At 71.9% G+C, this 20,845-nt stretch carries 17 protein-coding genes; 4 read left to right on the plus strand and 13 right to left on the minus strand.

Annotation, left to right across the window (positions count from 1 at the left end):
* Positions 1 to 3: 3 nt before the first annotated feature.
* The 8 genes from NJE57_RS18330 to fabG form a co-directional block, all read right to left on the minus strand.
* On the minus strand, positions 4 to 933 hold the full coding sequence (locus NJE57_RS18330) for an alpha/beta hydrolase (protein ID WP_319029949.1): 930 nt from the start codon (positions 931 to 933) through the stop codon (positions 4 to 6).
* A complete protein-coding gene (locus NJE57_RS18335; RefSeq protein ID WP_319029950.1) occupies positions 930 to 2,285 on the minus strand; it encodes an FAD-dependent oxidoreductase in 1,356 nt (451 codons plus the stop codon). The genes NJE57_RS18330 and NJE57_RS18335 overlap by 4 nt, the downstream gene beginning before the upstream one ends.
* A complete protein-coding gene (locus NJE57_RS18340; protein WP_413464439.1) occupies positions 2,282 to 2,995 on the minus strand; it encodes a nitroreductase family protein in 714 nt (237 codons plus the stop codon). Before NJE57_RS18340 ends, NJE57_RS18335 begins: the two co-directional genes overlap by 4 nt.
* Before the next feature lie 62 nt (positions 2,996 to 3,057).
* Positions 3,058 to 5,184: a beta-ketoacyl-[acyl-carrier-protein] synthase family protein gene (locus tag NJE57_RS18345; RefSeq protein WP_319029952.1), complete on the minus strand. Its 2,127-nt coding sequence runs from the start codon at positions 5,182 to 5,184 to the stop codon at positions 3,058 to 3,060.
* Between the two features lie 50 nt (positions 5,185 to 5,234).
* Entirely contained in the window at positions 5,235 to 6,308 is a 1,074-nt protein-coding gene (locus NJE57_RS18350; RefSeq protein ID WP_319029953.1) for a glycine cleavage T C-terminal barrel domain-containing protein, read from the minus strand.
* The gene (fabZ, locus tag NJE57_RS18355) at positions 6,305 to 6,781 is read right to left on the minus strand and encodes a 3-hydroxyacyl-ACP dehydratase FabZ (RefSeq protein WP_319029954.1); all 477 of its coding nucleotides are present in this window, start codon (positions 6,779 to 6,781) and stop codon (positions 6,305 to 6,307) included. Before fabZ ends, NJE57_RS18350 begins: the two co-directional genes overlap by 4 nt.
* On the minus strand, positions 6,781 to 7,080 hold the full coding sequence (locus tag NJE57_RS18360; RefSeq protein WP_319029955.1) for an acyl carrier protein: 300 nt from the start codon (positions 7,078 to 7,080) through the stop codon (positions 6,781 to 6,783). Before NJE57_RS18360 ends, fabZ begins: the two co-directional genes overlap by 1 nt.
* A gap of 101 nt (positions 7,081 to 7,181) precedes the next feature.
* Positions 7,182 to 7,928 (minus strand): 3-oxoacyl-ACP reductase FabG, encoded by a 747-nt coding sequence (gene fabG, locus NJE57_RS18365; RefSeq protein ID WP_319029956.1) that lies wholly within the window; start codon positions 7,926 to 7,928, stop codon positions 7,182 to 7,184.
* Between the two features lie 149 nt (positions 7,929 to 8,077).
* Here fabG and NJE57_RS18370 point away from each other — a divergent pair, with 149 nt between their 5' ends.
* Positions 8,078 to 9,832 carry an FAD-dependent monooxygenase gene (locus NJE57_RS18370; RefSeq protein ID WP_319029957.1) on the plus strand — a complete coding sequence of 585 codons (1,755 nt, stop codon included), beginning with the start codon at positions 8,078 to 8,080 and terminating at the stop codon, positions 9,830 to 9,832.
* A gap of 83 nt (positions 9,833 to 9,915) precedes the next feature.
* On the opposite strand, the gene NJE57_RS18375 is transcribed toward NJE57_RS18370, so the two are convergent.
* Both NJE57_RS18375 and NJE57_RS18380 read right to left on the minus strand, forming a co-directional pair.
* A complete protein-coding gene (locus NJE57_RS18375; protein ID WP_319029958.1) occupies positions 9,916 to 11,469 on the minus strand; it encodes a BTAD domain-containing putative transcriptional regulator in 1,554 nt (517 codons plus the stop codon).
* Complete coding sequence (locus tag NJE57_RS18380; RefSeq protein WP_319029959.1) at positions 11,466 to 12,683, minus strand: macrolide family glycosyltransferase; 1,218 nt, start codon at positions 12,681 to 12,683, stop codon at positions 11,466 to 11,468. The genes NJE57_RS18375 and NJE57_RS18380 overlap by 4 nt, the downstream gene beginning before the upstream one ends.
* Positions 12,684 to 12,974: 291 nt before the next feature.
* Between NJE57_RS18380 and NJE57_RS18385 the strand changes: the two genes are divergently transcribed.
* Genes NJE57_RS18385 through NJE57_RS18395 form a run of 3 tightly spaced genes read left to right on the plus strand, consistent with a single transcriptional unit; the run spans position 12,975 to position 16,080 of the window.
* Positions 12,975 to 13,613 (plus strand): dTDP-4-dehydrorhamnose 3,5-epimerase, encoded by a 639-nt coding sequence (locus NJE57_RS18385; protein WP_319029960.1) that lies wholly within the window; start codon positions 12,975 to 12,977, stop codon positions 13,611 to 13,613.
* Complete coding sequence (locus tag NJE57_RS18390) at positions 13,610 to 14,944, plus strand: NDP-hexose 2,3-dehydratase family protein (RefSeq protein WP_319029961.1); 1,335 nt, start codon at positions 13,610 to 13,612, stop codon at positions 14,942 to 14,944. The genes NJE57_RS18385 and NJE57_RS18390 overlap by 4 nt, the downstream gene beginning before the upstream one ends.
* Positions 14,945 to 14,970: 26 nt before the next feature.
* Positions 14,971 to 16,080: a DegT/DnrJ/EryC1/StrS family aminotransferase gene (locus NJE57_RS18395; RefSeq protein ID WP_319029962.1), complete on the plus strand. Its 1,110-nt coding sequence runs from the start codon at positions 14,971 to 14,973 to the stop codon at positions 16,078 to 16,080.
* A gap of 4 nt (positions 16,081 to 16,084) precedes the next feature.
* On the opposite strand, the gene NJE57_RS18400 is transcribed toward NJE57_RS18395, so the two are convergent.
* The 3 genes from NJE57_RS18400 to NJE57_RS18410 form a co-directional block, all read right to left on the minus strand.
* A complete protein-coding gene (locus NJE57_RS18400) occupies positions 16,085 to 17,062 on the minus strand; it encodes an NAD(P)-dependent oxidoreductase (protein WP_319029963.1) in 978 nt (325 codons plus the stop codon).
* A gap of 72 nt (positions 17,063 to 17,134) precedes the next feature.
* The gene (locus NJE57_RS18405) at positions 17,135 to 18,388 is read right to left on the minus strand and encodes a class I SAM-dependent methyltransferase (RefSeq protein WP_319029964.1); all 1,254 of its coding nucleotides are present in this window, start codon (positions 18,386 to 18,388) and stop codon (positions 17,135 to 17,137) included.
* Positions 18,388 to 20,625, minus strand: a complete 2,238-nt coding sequence (locus tag NJE57_RS18410; protein WP_319029965.1) for a helix-turn-helix transcriptional regulator — start codon at positions 20,623 to 20,625, stop codon at positions 18,388 to 18,390. Before NJE57_RS18410 ends, NJE57_RS18405 begins: the two co-directional genes overlap by 1 nt.
* Positions 20,626 to 20,845: the final 220 nt, after the last annotated feature.

Consider the following 20,845-nt stretch of genomic DNA (forward strand, 5'->3'; position numbering starts at 1 on the left):
GGGTCACAGCCGCCGACGCCGGGTGGCCGGCTGGGCGGACACGCAGGTCTCGTCGGCGACGAACCCGAGGATCGCCTCCGTCACGGTCTCGGGCGCGTCCAGCGGGATCCAGTGGCTGGCGCCCTCGACCCGCTGGTACCGCCAGGTGCCCTTGACGTACTTCTCGGACGCCGTCATCGCGTCCTCGACCATCGCCTTGTCGCCGTCGGACCAGATCCCCAGGGTCGGTGCGAGCACCGGAGGAAAGTTGCCGCCGCTGCGCAGTTCGGACGCGGGCGAGCGGTTGGCCCGGTAGAGGTTGAGCCCGGCGGTCAGCGCCCCCGGCCTCGCGAGGTCACGCAGGTACCTGGTCTGGTCGCCCTCGCCGCCGATGATCTGCTTGAACAGGCGCCACCCGCCCTGGCGCAGGAGCTTCTCGCTGACCCCGGGGAACTGGTAGTAGAGCATGTACCAGGTCTTCTCCCGCGCCTCGATGGTCGGGTTCTCAAAGGTCCCCGGGTGACCCACGGACAGGACGATCAGGCGGTCTACGCGCCGCGGCATGAGGAAGGCGTACATCCACGCGATGGCGGCGCCCCAGTCGTGGCCCACCACGTGGGCCCTGGTGATCCCGAGCCGGGTGGTCAGCGCCACGACGTCGTTGACGAGCTTGGGCATCAGGTAGTCGTCGATCTCCTGTGGTTTGGCGGAGTCGCCGAACCCGCGCAGATCCGGGGCGATCACGCGGTAGCCGGCCTCGACCAGCGCGGGGATCTGGTGGCGCCACAGGTCCGCCGAATCCGGGAACCCGTGGAGCATGAGGATCACCGGGGCGTCCCTCGCCCCCGCGTCGTGGTAGGCGATCTCCACCCCGTTGAGGTCGACCGTCTCCCGTTCCAACCGGTCGCCCGCCCGACCCGCGGGCCGGGGTGATGTGGCGGTCTGAGTGGTCATCGTGTCTCCAGTAGCAGTCGTTCGGTGAAGAACTCGCTGAACCCGAAGTCCGGAACGAGCTCGGGGGCGATCATGTTGAGCAGGCCGGTGACCTGGTAGGCGTCGTTCTCGCCCATCAACCGCCGGGCCCGGCGGCGGCGGGCCACCGCGTATTCGCCGAACTCGACGAACAGCTCGTGGTAGATGTGCGCACCGTGGTGCAGGCGGGCCATCCGGGCCCCGCGCTCGTGGACGTACTCCGAGAACGCCCCGACCGACCAGTCCGGGCCCAGCAGGACGTCGCGCACCTGCCGGGCGTCCCGCAGGGCCGAGGACAACCCGGTCCCCAGGACGGTGTCGCAGGACCCGGCCTCGTCGCCGATGAGCGCGACCCCGTCCCAGACGAAGTCCCCCAGCGGCACGCCCGACATCGAGGGCCACACGGTGAGCTCTCCCAGCGGGGACGCGTTGTCGGCGATGTAGTCGCCGCGCTCGGCCAGGCAGTCGAGCCGGAAGGACTCGAGGAACTCGGCTACCGCGTCGGGGCCGCAGTACCGCCGGGTCTGCGCGGGGTCGTAGTTGAGGTAGAGGCGGGCGGTGCCGAACCCCTGGGGGAAGACCATGAACATCACGTCGCCCTCGGTACCCATCGCCTGGGTGTCCGAGGGCCACTCGTCCAGTCCCCCGACCAGGAGTCCGGCTCCCCGGTGGTGCACCGTGAGGTCCATCTCCAGGCCCAGCTGGCGGCCCACGGTGTTGGACCGGCCGGTGGCGCCCACGACGAACCCGGCGTCGATGGTGTGACGTGCCCCGTCCTGCCCCGTGTAGCGGACCTGCCGGCGGTCGCCGCGACCGATCTCCACACGCGAGGCCCCCAGGACCACCTCGATCCCCGAGTCGGCCGCCTGCAGGGCCATCTGCTCGCACACCTGGTGGTGCGGGAACGTCTGCGGGCCACCGATCTCCGGCAGGAGTCCGGTGAGGTCCACCGAACCGGCCTCGTCCGGGTCGATCGTCTCGTCCCACTGGACCCATTCCCGGATCTCCCAGGCGCCGCCGGCCGCGAAGGCGTCCTCCACGCCCAGTTCTCGGGCCTCCTGCATTCCCCACGGCGACAACCACTCGCCGCGGACGATGTCGTGGTACTGCGCGACCTTCTCGAGCAACACCACCTCCAGGCCCGAGTCCGCCAGGCCACACGCGAGAGCGGTCCCGCCGATGCCGCCGCCCACGATCACCACGTCGGCCGTCGTGGCGGGAGCGGATGCGGTGGACCGGGCACCCGGCCTCGTCGTCGTGGTGGTCGCGGTCGTGGTCGTCGTCGTCGCGGTCGTGGTCGTCGCGGTCGTGGTCGTCGGCGTGGTCGTCGTCATCGCGTGCTCCCCCATGTCTCCCAGAAGGTCCGCTCGGCGGCGGGGTGTCGGCGAGCCGGACGGAAGTCGGTGCCGATCGTGTAGGCGACGGGCAGCATGCAGACCTGGGTGACCGCCCGGGGGATCCCCAGGATCTCGGCCGCCCGGTCGCGGAACGGCAGGTGCAGGCAGGTCACCGTGCTCCCCAGCCCCCGTGCCCGCAGCGCCAGCTGCAGCGACCACACCGCGGGGTAGACCGACCCGTAGAACATGCTCGAGCGCAGGTGCCCGGGACGCACCGAGAACGCGGGGTCGCCATCGGCCTTGTGCGCGTTGGCCACCATCCACCTGGCATCGATGTCCGCCGGATCGGGCGGGGCGCCGAGGACGCACGGGATCACCAGCGCGGGGACCCGGGCCACGTTCATCGCCAGCGTCTCGGCCGAGGCCATGTTCCGCCTGTTCGCGGCGGAGTCGCGGCGCCTGCCCACCCGCTGCGTCATCTCCGAGCGGTGGAACTCCCACGCCGTCCGGAAGAGCTCGCCGAGCTGCTCCTTGATCTCCGGCTCCGTGACCACCAGCCACCGCCAGTTCTGCGCGTTGTCGGCCGTCGGCGCCTGCTGCGCCACGTCGATCGCCTCCAACAGCACCTCCCGCGGCACCGGTCGGTCGAGGTCGAGCCGCCGGCGCACCGAACGGGTGGTGGTGAGCAGCCGGTCGGCCTCCGCGATGTCGAACGGCGGCCGGTGACCGGCGGGGGCGAGGACGTCGGTGGGGGCGTCGGTGGGGTTACTCACGGCCGCCCCAACACCACGGTGCCGCGGACCGACCCGGGCGCGTACGCGTGGACCACGGCGGTCCCGGCGCCCTCCCGGGCGATCCGCTCGGCGGCCATCACCACGTCCAGGGCCCCGGTCACGGACCCGCACCGCCCGGTCACCCCGGCGGTGCTGACAGACGTCTTCCCGGGGACCAGCTCCGCTCCGTCGCCGTACACGGCGTCGAGCCCCGTCAGGTCCGCCCCGGCGACGGTCCGGTCGAACTCCTCGGCGGCGGTGGATCCGGCGCTCTCGCCGACGTGCCGACTGGAGACGATCCGCGCGTACGGGGTCGCCCCCCGCTCCCGCGCGTGCTCCGCCGACTCCAGGACGATGGCCGACGCGCCCGTGACCCGGTCGGCGCCGGCCGCCTCGTCCGCGGCCACCACAAAGACGACCTCGGCCTTGCCGGCCCGGATGGTCTCGATCCCACACTCCATCGCCAGCGTCGCCGAGGCCTCGCCACCGCACACGGTGGTGGTGGGGCCCCGGAATCCCAGCGCCTGGCAGACGGCGCCGCCGGTGGCGTTGAGAACGACGTTGGAGAAGCTGTGGATCGCGGGGCTGTTCGGGTTGGCCAGGACGCTGTCGTCGTAGTCGTCGACGCTCTCCCGCGACCCGGATTCGGTCGCGTACATCACGCCGACGTTCTCCAACTCGGTGCGTCGCAGTGCCAGAGCCGCGTCCTCCCAGGCCAGCCGCGAGGCGGCGATCGCCAGCTTGGACAACGTGTTGGCCTGCCGCCACATGGTGCGCGGCGCGAAGGCCCGGCCGCCGAGGTCGGGCTGCGGTGTGACCCCGGCGTCGGGGCCGACCGCTCCGCCGGCGACGACGGCCGAGAAGTCGCCGATCCCCACGCCGGCCCCCGTCACGGGACCGAGCCCGGTGATCACCACGTCCCGCTCCGGCAACTCCGCCCCGGGCCGGTTCTCGTCCGGCGCGCGCAGGACCACGGCGACGTTGTTGCCACCGAACGCGTAGTTGGTGGACACGACCGTGTCGATCGGCATGGACCGCGCCCGGTTGGGGACGAAGTCGAGGGAGCTGTCGCCGGCGTCGTCGTCGAACCCGATGGTGGGCGGCGCGGTCTGGTGCATGATCGCCAGGACCGACGCGACGCCCTCGATGGCGCCGGCGGCGCCGAGTGTGTGCCCGAGGAACGACTTGATCCCGCTGGTGGGGACGCTGGAGGCGCGGTCGCCGAAGACGTTGCGCATGACGTTGCGCTCCATCGCGTCGTTGGCCGGGGTGCCGGTCCCGTGACCGCACACGTAGTCGACGTCGTCCGGGCCGAGCCCGGCGTCGGCCAGGGCCCGCCGCACCGCCGAGGTGCCGCCGCGGCCGGTCGGATCCGGTGCGGTGGCGTGGTAGGCGTCGGCCGAGAGCCCGTACCCGGCGACCTCGGCGAGGATGGTGGCCCCGCGCTCCCGGGCGTGGTCGAGACGTTCGACGACGAGGAACGCCGCCCCCTCGCCCAGGTTCAGCCCAGTGGAGGCGCTGTACGGCCGGCACGGATCCGTACTCAGGGCGCGCAGGCCCGCGAACCCGGCGTAGGTGCCGAACTGCAGCGGGTCCACCCCGCCGGCGAGCACCACGTCGGCCTCCCCGGTGAGCAGCTTGTCCCGGGCCAGACCGATGCAGTTCCCGCCGGCCGCGCAGGCCGTCGACAGCAGGACGCGCGGTCCGCTGGACCCGAGCAGCTCGGCCACCACATCCGCCGTCCGGTGGATCGGTTGGTAGTCACCCTCCGCAGTGGGGGTCGCCTGGCACTTGCCCAGGACCAGACCGACGCGGGCCGGTTCCGGCCGCGCCCGGTCCAGTCCGGCGCCCTCGAAGGCCTCGCGGGCCGCGGCCATCGCGAGCGCGGCGGTCCGGTCGATCCCGGCTGCTCCGGCCTCGGGCCCGGCTGCTCCGACCTCGGCCATGAACCACTCGTCCGGGACCCGGCCCGCGAACCGGGCGTCGAACTCCGCGAACGGCCCGGTGGTGGCCTCGTCGATACCGGATCTTCCGCCCATCAGGGACGTCCAGAAATCGGTCGTGTCACGGCCGGCGGCGCAGATCACGCCGACACCGGTGACGACCACGGGTTGCGGTGCCATCGAGAATTCCCTCCACAGATTGGTGACGGCCCACCGGGGACCGTCCGGGCTCAGACGATCGGGATGGACCAGCTCTTGGGCGTCACGTACGGGCTGGTGACGGTCTCGACGGGCGAGTCCGCGACGTCGAGCACCAACCCGGCCGCGGCGAGGTCCCGGTCGAGGCGCGCCAGGCCCAGGACCCGCCCGGTGCCGTAGCTCTCCACGGCGTGGACGATCTCCCCGATGGTCTCGTCGCCGGCCTTCACAGGCGTGCCCGCCGCCGGGACGGCCCCGTCGGTGAGGAAGCCCACGGTCCGGCGACCACCCTCCGCCCGGAACTCCGCGTCGACCGCGTCCCGGCCGACGAACGACTCCTTGGTGATGTCCACCAACCAGCTGGCGCCGCTCTCGACCACGCCGACCCCGTCCGCGGCCTCGTGCCGGGCGACGGGCTGGCGGACCTCGAGCATCGCCAGCTCGTAGGCGTCGTTGCCGACCGGGGTGGCCTCGGCCGCGGCGAGCGCCCACAACTCCGCCACCCGGTTCACGGGCACGATCATCTTGTAGCCGTACTCCCCGGTGAAGCCGGAGCGGGCGAACAGGACGTCGACGTCGGACCAGATGGCCTCGACGACCGAGTCGAGCGGTAGCGCGGCCAGCTCATTGTCGATCAGGCGGCCGATCACGCCCCACGAGTAGGGACCCTCGATGGCGATGACGGTCCGCTCACCGCGCAGGTCGGTGATCTCGACCTCGCCGGTCGCCCGGGCGCGGAGGTGCTCGAGCAGGCGGGTCCCCCCGCCCACCGACGATTCGATGATCGCGCCGTCGTCGTGGCCCCAGACCACCACCACGTCGACGATCCGGCCGTCGGCGTCCAGGACCAGGCTGGTGAGGGTCCGCTCGGCGGTGAGGAACTCCACGTCGCGGGCCAGGACGTCCTGGAGGAAGTCGGGCGCGTCGCGGCCGGCGACCATGATCAGGGCGGCGCCGCCCAGGTCGATGAGCCCGGCGCGATCACGCAGGCTCGAGTACTCGGCGTGGCTGTCCTCGTACTCGCGGACCACCACGGCGTCGCCGATCAGTTCCGTCACGGCGTCGCCCGGGTGGACGGTCGACAGGGGTGTGGTGAAGGTGCTCATGAGTGTCCGTTCGTGGGTCGTGGGGAGGGATCGGAGATCGAGAGGACGCCTTCGGCCGCGACCGAGTCACCCACACGGGCGGAGACGCGGTACTCGGCGTAGCCCCGGCCGCCGGCCGAGCGTTCGCTCTTCAGCAGGAGGGTGTCGCCGGGGACGACGGGGCGCCGGAAGCGCATGGAGCGCACCCCGGCGAGGTAGCTGACCGGCCCGGCCCCGGCGAGGGAGAACACGACACCCGACAGCTGGGCGAGGCTCTCGATGATGACGACTCCGGGCAGCACGGCCTGGTCGGGGAAGTGCCCCTGGAACCACATCTCCGTGCTGGTGACGTTCTTGATGCCGGTCCCGTGGGCGCCGGGTTCGATCTCGGTGATCCGGTCCAGCAGGAGCATCGGCCACCGGTGCGGGATCCGCTCACGGATCTCGTCGCAGTCCATGGCCACCCGGCCGGTCCGGATCCCTGTCGAGGTCATCACACCGGCTCCGGGACCCGGGCCAGCTCCGGGCGGACGGTCTCGGCCAGGCGCGAGACGGACCCGAAGACCGTCATCTCGCTGTCGTACAACGCCACGTCGAACTCGGCCTCGATCGCGACGTAGAGCTCCAGGACGTCCAGGCTGTCCAGCTCCAGGCCCCGGCCGAACAGCGGCTGGTCGTCGGTGATCCACGCGGGGTCGATCGGGAGGTCGAGTCGCTCGACGATCATCTCCTTGATCTGGTCACACACCTCGCGGCGGCGGCGGGCGGTCTCACGGATCTCGTCGAGGTTCATGGGTGCTCCTTGGTAGGTGAGAGGCGGATCTGGTGGGAGGAGGGTCGTGGGGGAATCGGCGTGGGGCGGGGTGTGCGGGTCCGGTTCGGTCCCGGGCCGGGTCACTCGAGCCCTCCCCCGTTCGCGACGAGGACCTCGCCGGTGACGAACGAGGCCTTGTCCGAGGCGAGGAAGGCGATGATGTTCGCGATCTCCTCCGGATACCCCATCCGGCCGAGCCGGATCCGGTCCGCGTACGCGTTCCTCAGGTGGGCGGGGACGGCGCGGGTCATGTCGGTCTCGACGAAGCCCGGGGCCACCGCGTTCGCGCGGATCCCGTGCCTGGCGCCCTCGAGCGCGAGTGCTCGGGTGAACGCGATGATGGCGCCCTTCGAGGCCGCATAGTTGGTCTGTCCGGGGAACCCGCCGTCGAGGCCGCTGGCCGACGAGACGGTGACGATGGACCCGGCGCGCCTGGCCTGCATCATCCGCATGGCCTCGCGGCAGACGAAGAAGGTGCCGTCCATGTTGACCGACATCGTGTCGCGGTACTGACGGGTGGACATCCCCACCAGGTGGCGGTCGTTGGTCACGCCGGCGCTCGTGACCGCGATGTCGAGTCGACGGTGGTCGGCCCGGATCTTCTTGAACAGGTCCCGGACCGAGTCCTCGGCGGTGACGTCGCACTGAACGGCCTCCGCGGTCCCGCCGGCCTCGGCGATCTCGGAGACCGTCTCCTGGGCCGACGTCGCCGACGCGGAGTAGTTGACGAGGACGTGCACGCCGCTCCGGGCGAACTCCTTGGCCGCCGCGCGACCGATCCCACGCGATCCCCCGGTCACGAGGGCCACGGCACCGTCACAGAACATCCGCAGGCCACCTTCCTGTCCGGTCCGTCGCGCCGCGGCGGTCCACCGCGGCTGTCGGTTCCCGACGCTATCGACGCGGTCTATCACCTCGATATCACCGCACTTCCATGCCGTTGACCTGCGCGATCGCACCCTGAATGGTCCCCTGTATGGACTACGAGACAACTACGGGGACACCCCGCCCCGACGACCGTTCCGACCTCGGACCCGCCGCGACGCAGACCGTCGACGTGCTGGTGGTGGGAGGTGGACCGGTCGGACTCGCGACGGTGGTCGAGCTCGGCCGGCGCGGGATCTCCACCGCGCTCGTTGAGCGGCACGCCTCGACGTCGGTCTTCCCCAAGGCCCGACTGCTGACCACGCGCACCATGGAGCTCTGCCGCGAGTGGGGTGTCGAGCGGGAGGTGGAGGCGGCGGGCATGCCCCGCGAGCTCAGCCTCGCTCTGGGGATCGGTCGGACGCTGACCTCACCGGATTTCCGCCACGAGGTGGCCAGGATCTCCGAGGACCGCTCCCAGAGTCCCACCTACTCGTACATCTGCACCCAGGACCGGTTCGAGCAGATCCTCCATCGCCTCGCCCTCGGTATTCCCGGTTCCGAACTGCACTTCTCCACGACCTGCGACCGGGTCACGGACCACGGTGGCCACGTGACGGCCGACGTCACCGGTCCGGAGGGCGAGCGCACCATCCGCGCCGGGTACGTGGTGGCCGCCGACGGGCACCGCAGCCCGATCCGACGGGGCCTCGGGATCGGTACCGAGGGCCCACCGCCGCTGGGCCACATGCTCGCGATCATGTTCGACGCGGACCTGGGCCCGCTCCTCGAGCACCGCCGCGGCGCGTTGTACTTCCTGCACGGCGACTTCTACTGCGTGATCGAGTCGGTGGACAACAGTCGCACGTGGACACTGCAGACGGCCTACGACCCGGACCTTGGCCAGGGACCCGAGGACTACACCGACGAGCACTGCATCGGGCTGGTCCGGGCCGCCGTCGGCGTGGACGACCTGCCGGTGGGCATCCTCGGCCGGATGCCCTGGACCCAGCAGGTCTTCGTGGCCGAGTCGTTCCGCTCGGGGAGGATCTTCCTGGCCGGCGACGCCGCACACGTGGCGACCCCGCAGGGCGGGTTCGGGATGAACTGCGGCCTCCAGGACGCCCACAACCTGGCCTGGAAGCTCGCCGCGGTGCTCCGCGGGACAGCGGGTCCTGCACTGCTGGACAGTTACGAGGTGGAGCGTCGACCGATCGCCGAGTGGACGGTCGAGGAGAGCCTGCGCAACGCGGTGATCACCCTCGACATGATGGAGGACCGCCTCACCGTGGCCGAGGCGGGCGATCTGCAGGCCCTCCGGCGCCGCTCGGAGGGGCTCGTCCTGGGGTATCACTACTCTTCGGGCGCGATCGTGCCGGACGGGTCCCCGGCGCCGACCCCCGAGGATCCGTACCTCACCTATGTCGCCACCACCCGCCCCGGGCACCTGCTCCCCCACCTGCCACTGGCCTCCCCGGCGGACCTGGCCGCTCCCCGGTCGACCAAGGACGTGATCGCCCCCGGAGCACTCACGCTGCTCACCTCTGCCGCCGGACATTGGGAGTCGGCGGCCGCCCTCGTCGCCGAGCGCACCGGCGTCGAAATCGAGCTGGTGGGGATCAACGCGGTGGGGATCAACACGGTGGGGATCGACGTGGTGGGGATGTCCGTGGACCCGGATCCCGGCACCAGGGGCCTCCCGGCGTGCCCGGCCTGGCCGGAGGCCTCCGGCGTGGGAGAACACGGGGCGGTCCTGGTCCGGCCCGACGGGCACGTGGCGTGGCGGGCCGCGCACCACGCCGACGACCGGGAGCTCGAGGCGGCGGTCCGGTCGGTGATGGCGCTGCCGGTGCCCGCCGCTGTGTGAGGGCCGGCAGCGGTGTGAGGGCCGGCCGGGGTGCGCGCAGGGGCCGTGGGCGGGGAGCCGGTTCGGAGCGGGGGCGACCCGGTTCAGAGCGACGCCGCGACCGCGTACTCGCGCGCGGTCGTGCGGCCGGGGGCGTCCCCGCCAGCGAGGGTGAGGATCTCCGCGGCCGACCCGGCCCCGCGGTCCACAGCCCGCACGACCATGTCGCGGAGCCTGCGGGGGCAGCCACCCGTCGCGTCGTGCAGGGCGGTCAGGTCGGCGGGATCGGTCGCCCTGGACCCCCCTGTCAGGCAGTTGACCAGGTCGAGACAGTCCAGCTCATCCATGGGTTCGATCGATCTCCGACGGAAGTCGGTGTGCGCGACGAGGCCGTGCAGTGGAACGCGACCGGTCACGATCACCTGGCACCCCGGCGCGGCCGGCAGCAGTGGGAGCACCGCGTCGACCGACGGCGCGCCGTCGAGGACCAGCAGGAGGCGACGGCCCGCGAGCCGCGAGCGGAACTCGGCCGCCAGCTCGCCGACTGTGGACGGGAGATCGGACTGCGGCACGTCGAAATCGCGGAGGAACCGGGACAGGTGGCCATGGGCTGTGCTGCCCGGCTCCCCGAGGTCCGCGTACATCTGTCCGTCGGGATGGACGTGGGGGCGGCTCGACCCCCAGTAGGCCGCCAGCGCGGTCTTCCCCACACCGGGATCACCGGTGAGCAGCACCCCGCGCGGTCCCCGGTCCTGCTCTCGCGGGGCCAGCTCGGCGTCCAGGAAGGCCAGGTCGTCCGAGCGACCGACGAAGTGCCGGGGCGTCATGGGTAGCTGCCTGGGAGGCTCGGGGCGGGGCGCCAGCCGCCGGATCGGTACGCGCGGGGCGGGGACCCGGTCCTCGAGGATGTGCTGGTGTAGCCGGGTGATCTCCGGACCGGGTTCGATCCCGATCTCCTCCTGCAGGATCCGTCGTCCCTCCCGGAACGCGTCGAGCGCCGCGGCGCGGTCCCCACACCGGTACAGCGCGAGCATCAGCAGTGCCCGCAGCTGTTCCCTGGTCGGCTCGCCGGAGACGAGTTCCTGCAGCTCGCTGACCACCCGTCGGTGCCGTCCCAACCGGAGTTCGAGATCCAGGCAGGACTGGAGCGCCTCGAGCCGCTCCTCGCACAGTCGGAGCGCGTCGCCGGTCAGCGCCTCGAACTCGGTGAGCGGCTCACCACGCCACAGCCCGAGTGCCTCCCGGTAGGACTCGATCGCCGCGGCGTCGGTCCCGGCAACGCGTGCGCAGACGAGGATCTCCCGGAAGGCCTCGGCGTCCACCCGGATGGCCGCGCGGGAGGCGGAGCCCTCGTCGGTGCCGCGGAGCCTGTACCCGCCCGGGGAGGTGGCCACCACGGAGCGGCCGTCCACCCCGGCGTCCGTGAGCGTGCGCCGCAGGCGGGAGACACAAGTGCTGACCTGCGCCCGGGCGGTCTCCGGCGGGTCGGCCGGCCAGATCACGTCGATGAGTCGCTCGGCGGTGACCCCGCTTCCCGGCGCGAGTGCCAACGTCGACAGCAGGGCGCGTTCGCGCGCCCCTCCGATGATCACGTGGTGATCGCCCGCCCGGACCTCCAGTGGCCCCAGGACCCCGATCGTCAGCGAGACGGCGGTCACGACCGGCTCGCCGCCGTGCGCCGGGACGCCGCGGCGTCGATCACCCCGGCCGCGCGCTCGGTCCCGCCCGCCCGGCTGATTCGGTCCGCGAGCCGGGCGGCGCCGCGCCGGAAGTCCGGCCCCGACACCTGCTCGACCGCACGGGCGAGGCGCTCCGCGTCGAGATCCGCGAGGTCCAGATCGAGTCCCACCCCGATCTCGGCGACCCGCCTGCCCGTGACCCGGTCCATCGCCGAGGTCGCGGTGACGACCATCGGGGTCGCCGTGGCCAGCGCCTCGAGCACCGTACCCATCCCGCCGTGGGTCACGGCCACCTCCGCGTGGGCCAGCACGTCAAGGTGCGGGACCCAGCGATGTAGCTCTACATTGCCCGGCACGTCGTCGAGTTCCGCCGGGTCGAGGGCGTCGGCGGTCGTCATGACCACCCTCCACCTGGTGTCGCGGAACGCCTCCATGCACATCCGGAACACCTCGGGATGGTCGTTGAACACCGCTCCGAGAGAGACCAGCGCCAGCGGGCGGGAATCGTCCCCCGCCTCCCAGGAACCGAGGTACGACCGGTCCCCGAGACACGGACCGACGAACTCGAACTCGGCGCCGAAGGTCTCCCCCGCCGGCTGCAGCTCCCGCGGCATCGTCACGATGGTGGACTCCGCGGTGGCCCACCACAGGGCGGCGGGATCCTCGTCGACCCCGTGCACGGCCAGCACCTCCGCGACGGCGACGAGGAACGGATCGATCCACCGGGGGGCGGACTCCGACTCCGGCAGCACACCCCCGTGCTCCTCGGCGCCGATGGCCCGGAGGTAGGAGAAGTAGGCGTTCGAGGCGAACATCGGGATGAGCTGGACCGCCGGGACGTCCCAGACCCGGGCCAGAGCTCGACCGCAGAACAACACGGAGGTGTCGTAGACCACCACGTCGGGGACGTCGTCGTCGAACGCGGCCCGGGCCTCGCCGAGCATGAGCGAGGACTCGCGGAGCAACACCGACATGAGGTAGTCCAGCTCCACCGCACTGCGGCCGAAATCGTGGTCACGGTACTCCGAGGGGTACTCGACCACCTCCGCCCCGGCATCCCGCACGATGCCGGCCGTCCTGGGCCCCGTCAGGTACGACACACGATGGCCCCGCTGCCGTAGCGCACCCACGACCGCGACGGTGGGGACCACGTGGCCGTGGTCGGGGTGGACCACGTAGAGGACGTGTGGCATGTGTCGTTCTCCGTCCGACGATCGTCTCCACGGCACACGCGGGACGCATGGCCGACAGAGCTCGGTTCCCCACCGACGTAACCACGAGCTCCGGAGCCCGCCGACCCCTAACGACCCCTAGGCAACCGGGGTTCGACGATCCCGCCACCCCGGTCGCCGCGCCACCCCACCCCACCGTCTGACCTACAGCCTCACCCCAGTCCGACCCCACTTGTCGCCCCGCACCGTTGTCCCCCGGCGCCCGTCGACGCACGCTTGTCGCGACACGCCGGGAGATCGAGGTGGAATGCCGTGAGGACACGACCGTTGGGCATCGAGGGAGCCCACGTGGTGACGCCGCCACGTTTCGACGACGAGCGCGGGCACTTCTCCCCATTCCTCCTCGACTCGCTGCTGCACGACAGCGGTGCCGGCGGGATGTTCGCACTACGCCAGGGCGCGACGAGCGTGTCCCGCGCGGGAGTGGTCCGGGGCGTCCACTTCACCCGCACGCCCCCCGGGACGACCAAGTACGTGCTGTGCACCGCGGGGCGGGTCAGGGATCACCTGGTCGACCTCCGGGTGGGGTCGCCGACTCGGGGCGTCGTGGAGACCGTCCTGCTGGATGGCGACGAGCTCACCTGCCTGCTCATCCCGACGGGCGTGGGGCACGCGTTCCACAGCCTGGTCGACGGTTCCCGGATGGTCTACCTGATGTCGGGAGAGTACGTTCCGGAGGACGAGCTCGCGGTGGACCTCTACGACCCGGCGATCGGACTCGACCTGCCCGATCCCGCCGACGTCCTGCTCTCGGAACGGGACAGGGCCGCACCGTCGGTGGCGGAGCTGGAGGCGGCCGGCACGCTGCCCACGTACGAGGACAGCCTCCGCGCCGACGCCGAGGCCCGCGGATCCCTCGAACGGACGATCCCGGGCGGAGGGATCTCGTGAGCTCGCGGGAGACCCGGCGGATGCCCGGGTTCGAGACCGTCGGCGAGGTCATGGAGTGGCTCGACCGCCAGCGCGAGCGGATGACCATGACGGCGCGGCCGATCCCGCTGGAGGACCTGAGGAACTGGAGCGTCGATCCGGTCAGCGGCAATCTCGGTCACGAGTCCGGGAGGTTCTTCTCCGTGGAGGGCGTCCGCGTCTCCGATCCGGCGGGCCCGGTGTCCGCGTGGGACCAGCCGATCATCTGCCAACCGGAGGTGGGGATCCTCGGCATCCTCGCCGACCGGAGTCGTATCGGCCCGACCCGGTTCCTCATGCAGGCCAAGTTCGAACCGGGCAACCCCGGCGGGGTCCAGCTCTCGCCGACGGTGCAGGCCACCCGGAGCAACTACCTGCGCGTACACGGTGGTCGCCCCGTCCCCTATCTCGAGCACTTCCGCGACGTCGATCCCGAGCTGGTGCTCGCGGACGTCCGACAGTCCGAACAGGGCGCCTGGTTCTTCCGTAAACGGAACCGGAACATGATCGTCGAGTCCCACGGTGGGGTCGAACCGCGCGAGGGCTTCTGCTGGGTGGGTCTCCCGCTGCTGCTGCAGCTGCTCCACGTGCCCGATCTGCTCAACATGGACGCCCGCACGGTTCTCGCGTGCGCGCCGCCCGAGGCGCTCGCCGGGGTGGAGACGGTCGGCGGGGGCGCGCGGCCGGGGTCGCTCTCGTGGATCACCGACCAACGGACGGCGACCGAGCTCTCCGCCGAGCTGATCCCGCTCCACGCGGCCACGCGGTGGCGCCTCGAGGACGGGATGATCCGCCACGACAGCGGCGGGCACTTCACCATCCTCGGCGTGGAGGTGACCGCCACGGGCCGGGAGGTCTCGTCCTGGCACCAGCCGATGCTGGCCCCGACGGGGACGGGGATCGTGGGGGCTCTGGTGACCCGCGAGGGCGGTGCGGTCAGCGTCCTCATGCGCTCGCGCACCGAACCGGGGTGCACTGACGGCGTGGAGCTGGGCCCCACGGTCCAGTGTCAGCCGGACACCCTCGATCGCGACCCCGGGCGCGCCGCCCCTCCGTTCCTCGAGCGCTTCCTGTCCCCCGACCCGGGGTCCGTCCGGTTCGACGTCGTCCAGTCCGAAGAGGGCGGCCGCTTCTACTTCGCCCGCAACAGGTACATGGTCGTCGAGATCGACACCCGGGTACCCGCCCCGGCCGGATTCCGGTGGTTCGGACTCGACGAGATCTCCGACCTCATGAGGCATTCCTTCTACCTCAACGTCCAGGCCCGCAGCATCGCGCTCTGCCTGACGAGCCTCGTCTCCGCACACGCGTGACGACCATCGACGAAAGGACCCAGAGCATGACCATCGGGGTATGGGGATACCTGGAGGAGTACCACCGGGAGAAGGACGACCTCCTCGACGCCGTGGAGACCGTCTTCGCCTCCGGTCGGCTGGTCATGGGACCGAGTGTCGAGACCTTCGAGCAGGAGTTCGCCGCCTACCACGGTGTCGACCACTGTGTGGGCGTGGACAACGGGACCAACGCCCTGGTGCTGGGCCTGCGGGCGTTGGGCGTCGAACGGGGCGACGAGGTCATCACCGTGTCCAACACCGCGGCGCCGACCGTCGTCGCGATCGACGCGGTCGGGGCCCGCCCGGTGTTCGTCGACGTCCGCGAGCAGGACCACCTGATGGACGTCGGGGCGGTCGAGGCCGCGATCACCGACCGCACGGCGTGCATCGTCCCCGTGCACCTCTACGGGCAGTGCGTCGACATGACCGCCCTGATGGCCCTGGCCGACTCCAGGGGGATCCCGGTCCTCGAGGACTGCGCCCAGGCCCACGGCGCGCGGCACCACGGCCGGCTGGCGGGGACATTCGGACGGGCGGCGGCGTACTCGTTCTATCCGACGAAGGTCCTGGGCGCCTACGGCGACGGCGGGGCGGTGATCACCGATCACCCCGATGTGGCGGCGGACCTGCGCAGGCTGCGCTACTACGGGATGGAGCGGACCTACTACGTCGTCCAGACCCCGGGGCACAACAGCCGCCTGGACGAGGTCCAGGCGGAGATCCTGCGCCGCAAACTCGGCCGCCTCGACGCCTACATCGACGGTCGGCGCGACGTCGCCCGCCGGTACCGCGAGGGCCTCGACGACACCGCGCTGGTTCTGCCCGAACTCGCCGCGGGCAACACCCACGTCTACTACGTCCACGTGGTACGGCACCCCGACCGGGACCGGATCATCGAGGAGCTGACCCGGTGCGGGATCTCGCTGAACATCAGCTACCCGTGGCCGGTGCACACCATGACAGGGTTCGGCCACCTCGGTTACGAGCGGGGTTCGCTCCCGGTGACCGAGGAGCTGGCGGGGCGCATCTTCTCGCTGCCCATGTACCCCTCCCTCCCGCCGCGGGACCAGGACCGGGTGATCACCGAGCTGCGCAGGGTGCTCGGCGCCGGGTAGGGCCTCAGGGGCAGCGCACCAACTCGTCGACCGTCTGCCGGAGCCCGTCCTCCAGGCGGGTGCCCGCGGTCCACCCGGTCCGCTCCGAGAACGGCCCCGGGTCGACCGCCGATGATCTGGCGTCGGTGACGGTGGCACCGGACGGTGGCTCCACGTACTCGACCGGCACCGGTGAGCCGCCCACCCGCTCGGCGGCGACCGAGGCGGCGAGGGTGAACAACCGGGTCAGGGTCACGGCTTCACCGGTGCCGATCGACCACCGCCGCCCCGCCAGCAGGTCCGGGGACGCGACCGCCGTCGCGACCGCGTCGGCGACGTCCCGGATGTGCACCAGGTCCCGGTCGGCGCTCCCGTCCCCCCAGATCGTGAGCGGTCGGCCGTCCAGCGCGGTGCGCAGGATCTGCGCCACGACCCCCCGACCCACCGTCCGGCCCGGCCCCGCGGCCCCGTAGACCGTCGGCAGGCGCATCGAGATCCCCCGCGCCGTCCCGCGCCGGGTCGCCTCCATCAGGAGCTCCTCCGCCTCCGCCTTGTGCCGCTCGTACACCGACATCACGTGCTCCGACATCGCGCCGTCTCCCGCGTGGTCGAGCGAGGCCGTCCCGGGCACCACGACGACCGGTGGCGGCAGCGACGGGTCCCTGTCACCACCGACCGACTCCAGGACCGACTCCACGACGCCCACGTTGACGCAGCGCGCCGCCACGGGGTCGGCGTCCGCGTCGCGCCAACTCCCGTCGGGCGCGTACAGGACCGAGACGACGACGACGTCGGCACCGGCGACCAGGTCGCGTACCGCACCGGGGTCGGTGAGATCCGCGGCGCGGCGGTCCACCGCGCCCACCGGGCCGTCGCACTCCCACGGGGGCGGGCGGCGCCCCGCCAGTCGCAACCGGACCCCGGGAAGGTGCAGAGCCCGGGCAAGCGCACCGCCCACGTAGCCACCGGCCCCGAGGACCACGACAGTGCACGGATCAGGCATGGCACGCATCAGACACAGGCCGAATCATTCACAGTCCGGGTCAGTCACAGTCCGAATCAGTCACAGTCCGGGTCAGACTCGAACCGGCGCGCCAGCGGGTTCCGACATCTCGTGGACGCCGGGGACGTACAGGAGCCAGCGTCCCCCCGCCTTGAGGAACCCGGTCTCCCGGGTGGTGATCTCCCGGGCGTGGTTCCAGGCGAACAGCACCGCCACGTCCGGGTACGGGTCGGAGAAGGTCGCCGAGTCGACCACCGGGATGCGGGACCCGGGCGTGAGCAGCCCCTGCTTGGCCGTGGTGTTGTCGAGGATCCGCGGGACGAGGTCGGGGCCGATTCCGCACATGTTGAGCACCGTCGCACTCTTGGCGGTCGCTCCGTATCCCACCACGGTGAGTCCCTGAGCGCGGAGGTCGGTGAGCGCCGCCACGAGGTCCCGGCGAATCCCCGAGACCCGCTGCGAGAACGCCTCCAGGGTCGCCGGCTCGGTCAGCCCGGACCGTTCCTCCGCGGCGATCATGGCGGTGACGGCGTCGGAGACCTCCCGGGCGCCGCGGCGGGCGAGCGTGTAGCGCACCTCGCCGCCGTGCACGGGCAGCGACTCCACGTCCACGAGCTCCAGCCCGTGACGTTGCGCGAGCGCCCCCACCGACCGCGCGGAGAACAGGTAGAAGTGCTCGTCGTAGATCTGGTCGAAGGAGGTCTTCTCGACGATGTCGCCGAGGTACGGGTCCTCGAAGACCATGATCCCCTCGGGCGCCAGCAGCTCGTCCACCCCGGCGAACACCGAATCCAGGTACGGGATGTGGCACAGCGTGTTGGCGGCGTAGATGACCGTCGCCGGCCCGTGCTCCGCGCGGATGCGGGCGGCCGACTCGGCCTCGAAGAAGTCCCCGAGGACCCGCACCCCCTTGTCGACGGCGAGCCGGGCGACGCCAGCCGAGGGCTCCACCCCCAGGTGATGCATCCCGGCCTCGGCCAGGTGGGACAGCATCGTTCCGTCATTGCTGCCCAGCTCCACCACGAAGTCGTCGCCGCGGCCGGTCGTGTTCTCCAGGAATCTCCCCGCGACCCCCGCGAAGTGGGCGCGCATCCCGGCGGAGCCCCCGGAGACGAAGGGATACGACTCGTGGAACATCTTGTCGCGATCCACCTCCTCCATGAGCTGGACCATCGTGCAGTCCCCACACATGCCCACGGCCAGTCGGAACAGGTACTCCTCCGAGTCGTCGCCGGGGCGGCGGAACGCGTCGGAGAGCGGCTGCATACCGAAGTCGTGGAACTCCCGGACGGGTCCTCGGCAGATCGTGCAGGGCTTGCTGGTCATCACAGTTCCTTCGCCTCGAGTCGGTGGGGGTCGGTGGGTGGTCGCGTGAGGACGGGGTGCAGGTGGTCTCCGGGTCCGTCGAGCTCCGCCCGGTTCCTGGCGATCCCGGTGGACAGATCGACCCGGCCGCTCACCCCGAGCTTCCGGTAGACCTTGGTCAGGTGTTGTTCGACCGTGCTGACGGTCACGTGCAGGCGTCGCCCGATCGCGCGGTTCGTCAATCCCTCCGCGGCGAGTTCGGCCACCCGGAGCTCCGCCTCGCTCAATCTGCGGTCGTCCCCGTCGTCGTCCGGGCCGCCACCTCGCGGCGCACGCCGATCAGTCGGACCCGGGATCGCGGGGAGCGTCCACGACCCGGAGCCCGCGAGTACCGACCCGGGAAAGCCCGCCCGGAGGCCCGCGAGCTCGGCCCGCGCACGGCCCACCACGGGGCCGTCGAGCCCGCACTGCACGGCCAGTCGGTCGACGGCCTGGAGCTCACCCATCGCCGCCAGTACCGCGCCGTTCTCGGTCAACCGTCGGGCCCGGGCCAGGAGGACCCGCAGGTCGTGCAGGGTCGTGGCCATGAGGTCCGGCGGACCGGACGGGCCGATCATCCCGGCGTGGTACTCCTCGACCGCGGCGAGCCCCGTGGCGAGCGGGAACCCCAGAGCCGCGCCCCATCGCCCACCGGGCAGGATCCGGAACGCCCGGTCGACCAGCAGGCGGGCGGCGGGTCGGTCGCCGGTGCGGAGCAACGTCGTCGCACGAACCGTGTGCAGGAGCGCGGACCCGGCGGGGTCCTCGGAACGCTCGGCCACCGTCTCGATGCGGGCCGCCCACGACGAGAGGTCGGCGTCGGGACGGCGACTCGCGACGGCCTCCACCACCATGGCGATCGCCTCGGGGACGGCCGGGCCCGAGAGCAGGTCCGCGACCAGGTGGTCGGCCGCGGTCTGCAGGTCCACCTCCCCGGCCTCGTCCTCGGCCTCGTCCTCGGTGCGGGTTACCGCGTCGATCAGTGAGGTCCAGGGGTCGAGGAGAGCGGGGGTGAGATCGCGGACCGGCTCCCGCTCCGGTCCCGTCCACCGCCCGTAGTACCAGGCGTAGGCCAGATGGATCTGGGTGATCACCCGCGGCGTCGGGAGGATGGGCCGGGATCCGAGCCCGGCGATGACCCGCGTGGCCTCGTCGCGATCCCCCCGGCGCAGCGCGGCGAGCACGACCGGCACGGCGATGGTCTCCGGCGCCCGGGTGTCGGCCAGGAACCGGACGGCCGGCGAGTCCGCGTCCCGCGCGGTGGTGGCGCGCAGGTGCTCCGCCGTGCCCTCGATCCGGAACCGCGCCCCGTCGATCACCCCGACGGCGCCGAGGACGTCGATCAGGGTCTCCACCTCGGCGCGAGACCTGCCGAGTACTGATGCCAGGGCCGCGGACGAGGTGCCGGAGCTGGCGGGGACCACGGCGAGCAGACCGCAGAGCTGCTCCGCCTCCGCCCCCAGATAGCGCAGGGCCGAGTCGACCGCGCGGAGGTAGGCCCGCCCGGCCCGGAGGGGCACGGTGAAGCTGGGCGAGGCGGTCAGATCCGCAGCCAGGGCCATCGCGAGCGCCGGGTTCCCGTTCGCTCCCTCGATCACGGCATCGGTCTCGTCGACGTCGTCGACACCGGCCTCGGCGAGTATCGCGCGGACACCCGACGCGGTGACCGGTGGGACGTAGTAGACGTAGTCGGTGACGTCCGCGAGGACGGCGTCCGTCCGGGCCGCCGGGTTCCAGGGCCCGTCCGAGGTGTAGACGACCATGGCCCCCTGCCGGCGGAGCCAGGGTCCCCGATCCTTGAACGCCGCGAGGGAGTGCCGGTCCGCGAACTCCACGTCGTCGACGGCGAGCACCACCGGGCCCTCGGCCAGGAGGGGTGCTAGCGCACCCAGGACCTCGTCGGGAGAGCTCATCGGACGCCCCTGCTGCGGCAGTCTCACGGTGGTTCCGGCGTCACCGCGGCCGCCCTCGTCGAACTCCACCGCGGAGCGGACGAGATCGAGCACGGCCCCGTCCGTATGGCGGAGTTCGGGCGAACAGGTCACGTGGACGACGCGGGCGCCGGCGAGCCTCGCCCTGTCGACGAACCCACGCAGGATCGTGGTCTTGCCCGACCCCCACGGGCCCAGGACGGAACAGACCCCTGCGAAGCGGTCACCGGCGCAGGCGAGCGAACCGAGGAGTAGATCCACGATCGCAGTGTGTGCGTCGTCGTCCATCGGTCCTTCCGGGGGGCCGGTCGAGATCTGCTGTGCGCGTGGAGCTAACCCGGCTCACCGTAGGCAACCCGTGCGGTTTCCCGGCGACGCCAGGGAGAACACGCGGTGAAGGTGCAGTCAGAAAAATCTCATGGACGCGGACCCTGATGCCGCGGGGCGCTCCGTACATCTGCGCGCAGGACCGCGGACGCCCCCGCACCCCGGCGGGCGGGGCCGGGCG

Origin of the sequence: Dietzia sp. PP-33 (genome assembly GCF_033790845.1) — a bacterium.
Taxonomy (GTDB): Bacteria; Actinomycetota; Actinomycetes; order Mycobacteriales; family Mycobacteriaceae; genus Dietzia.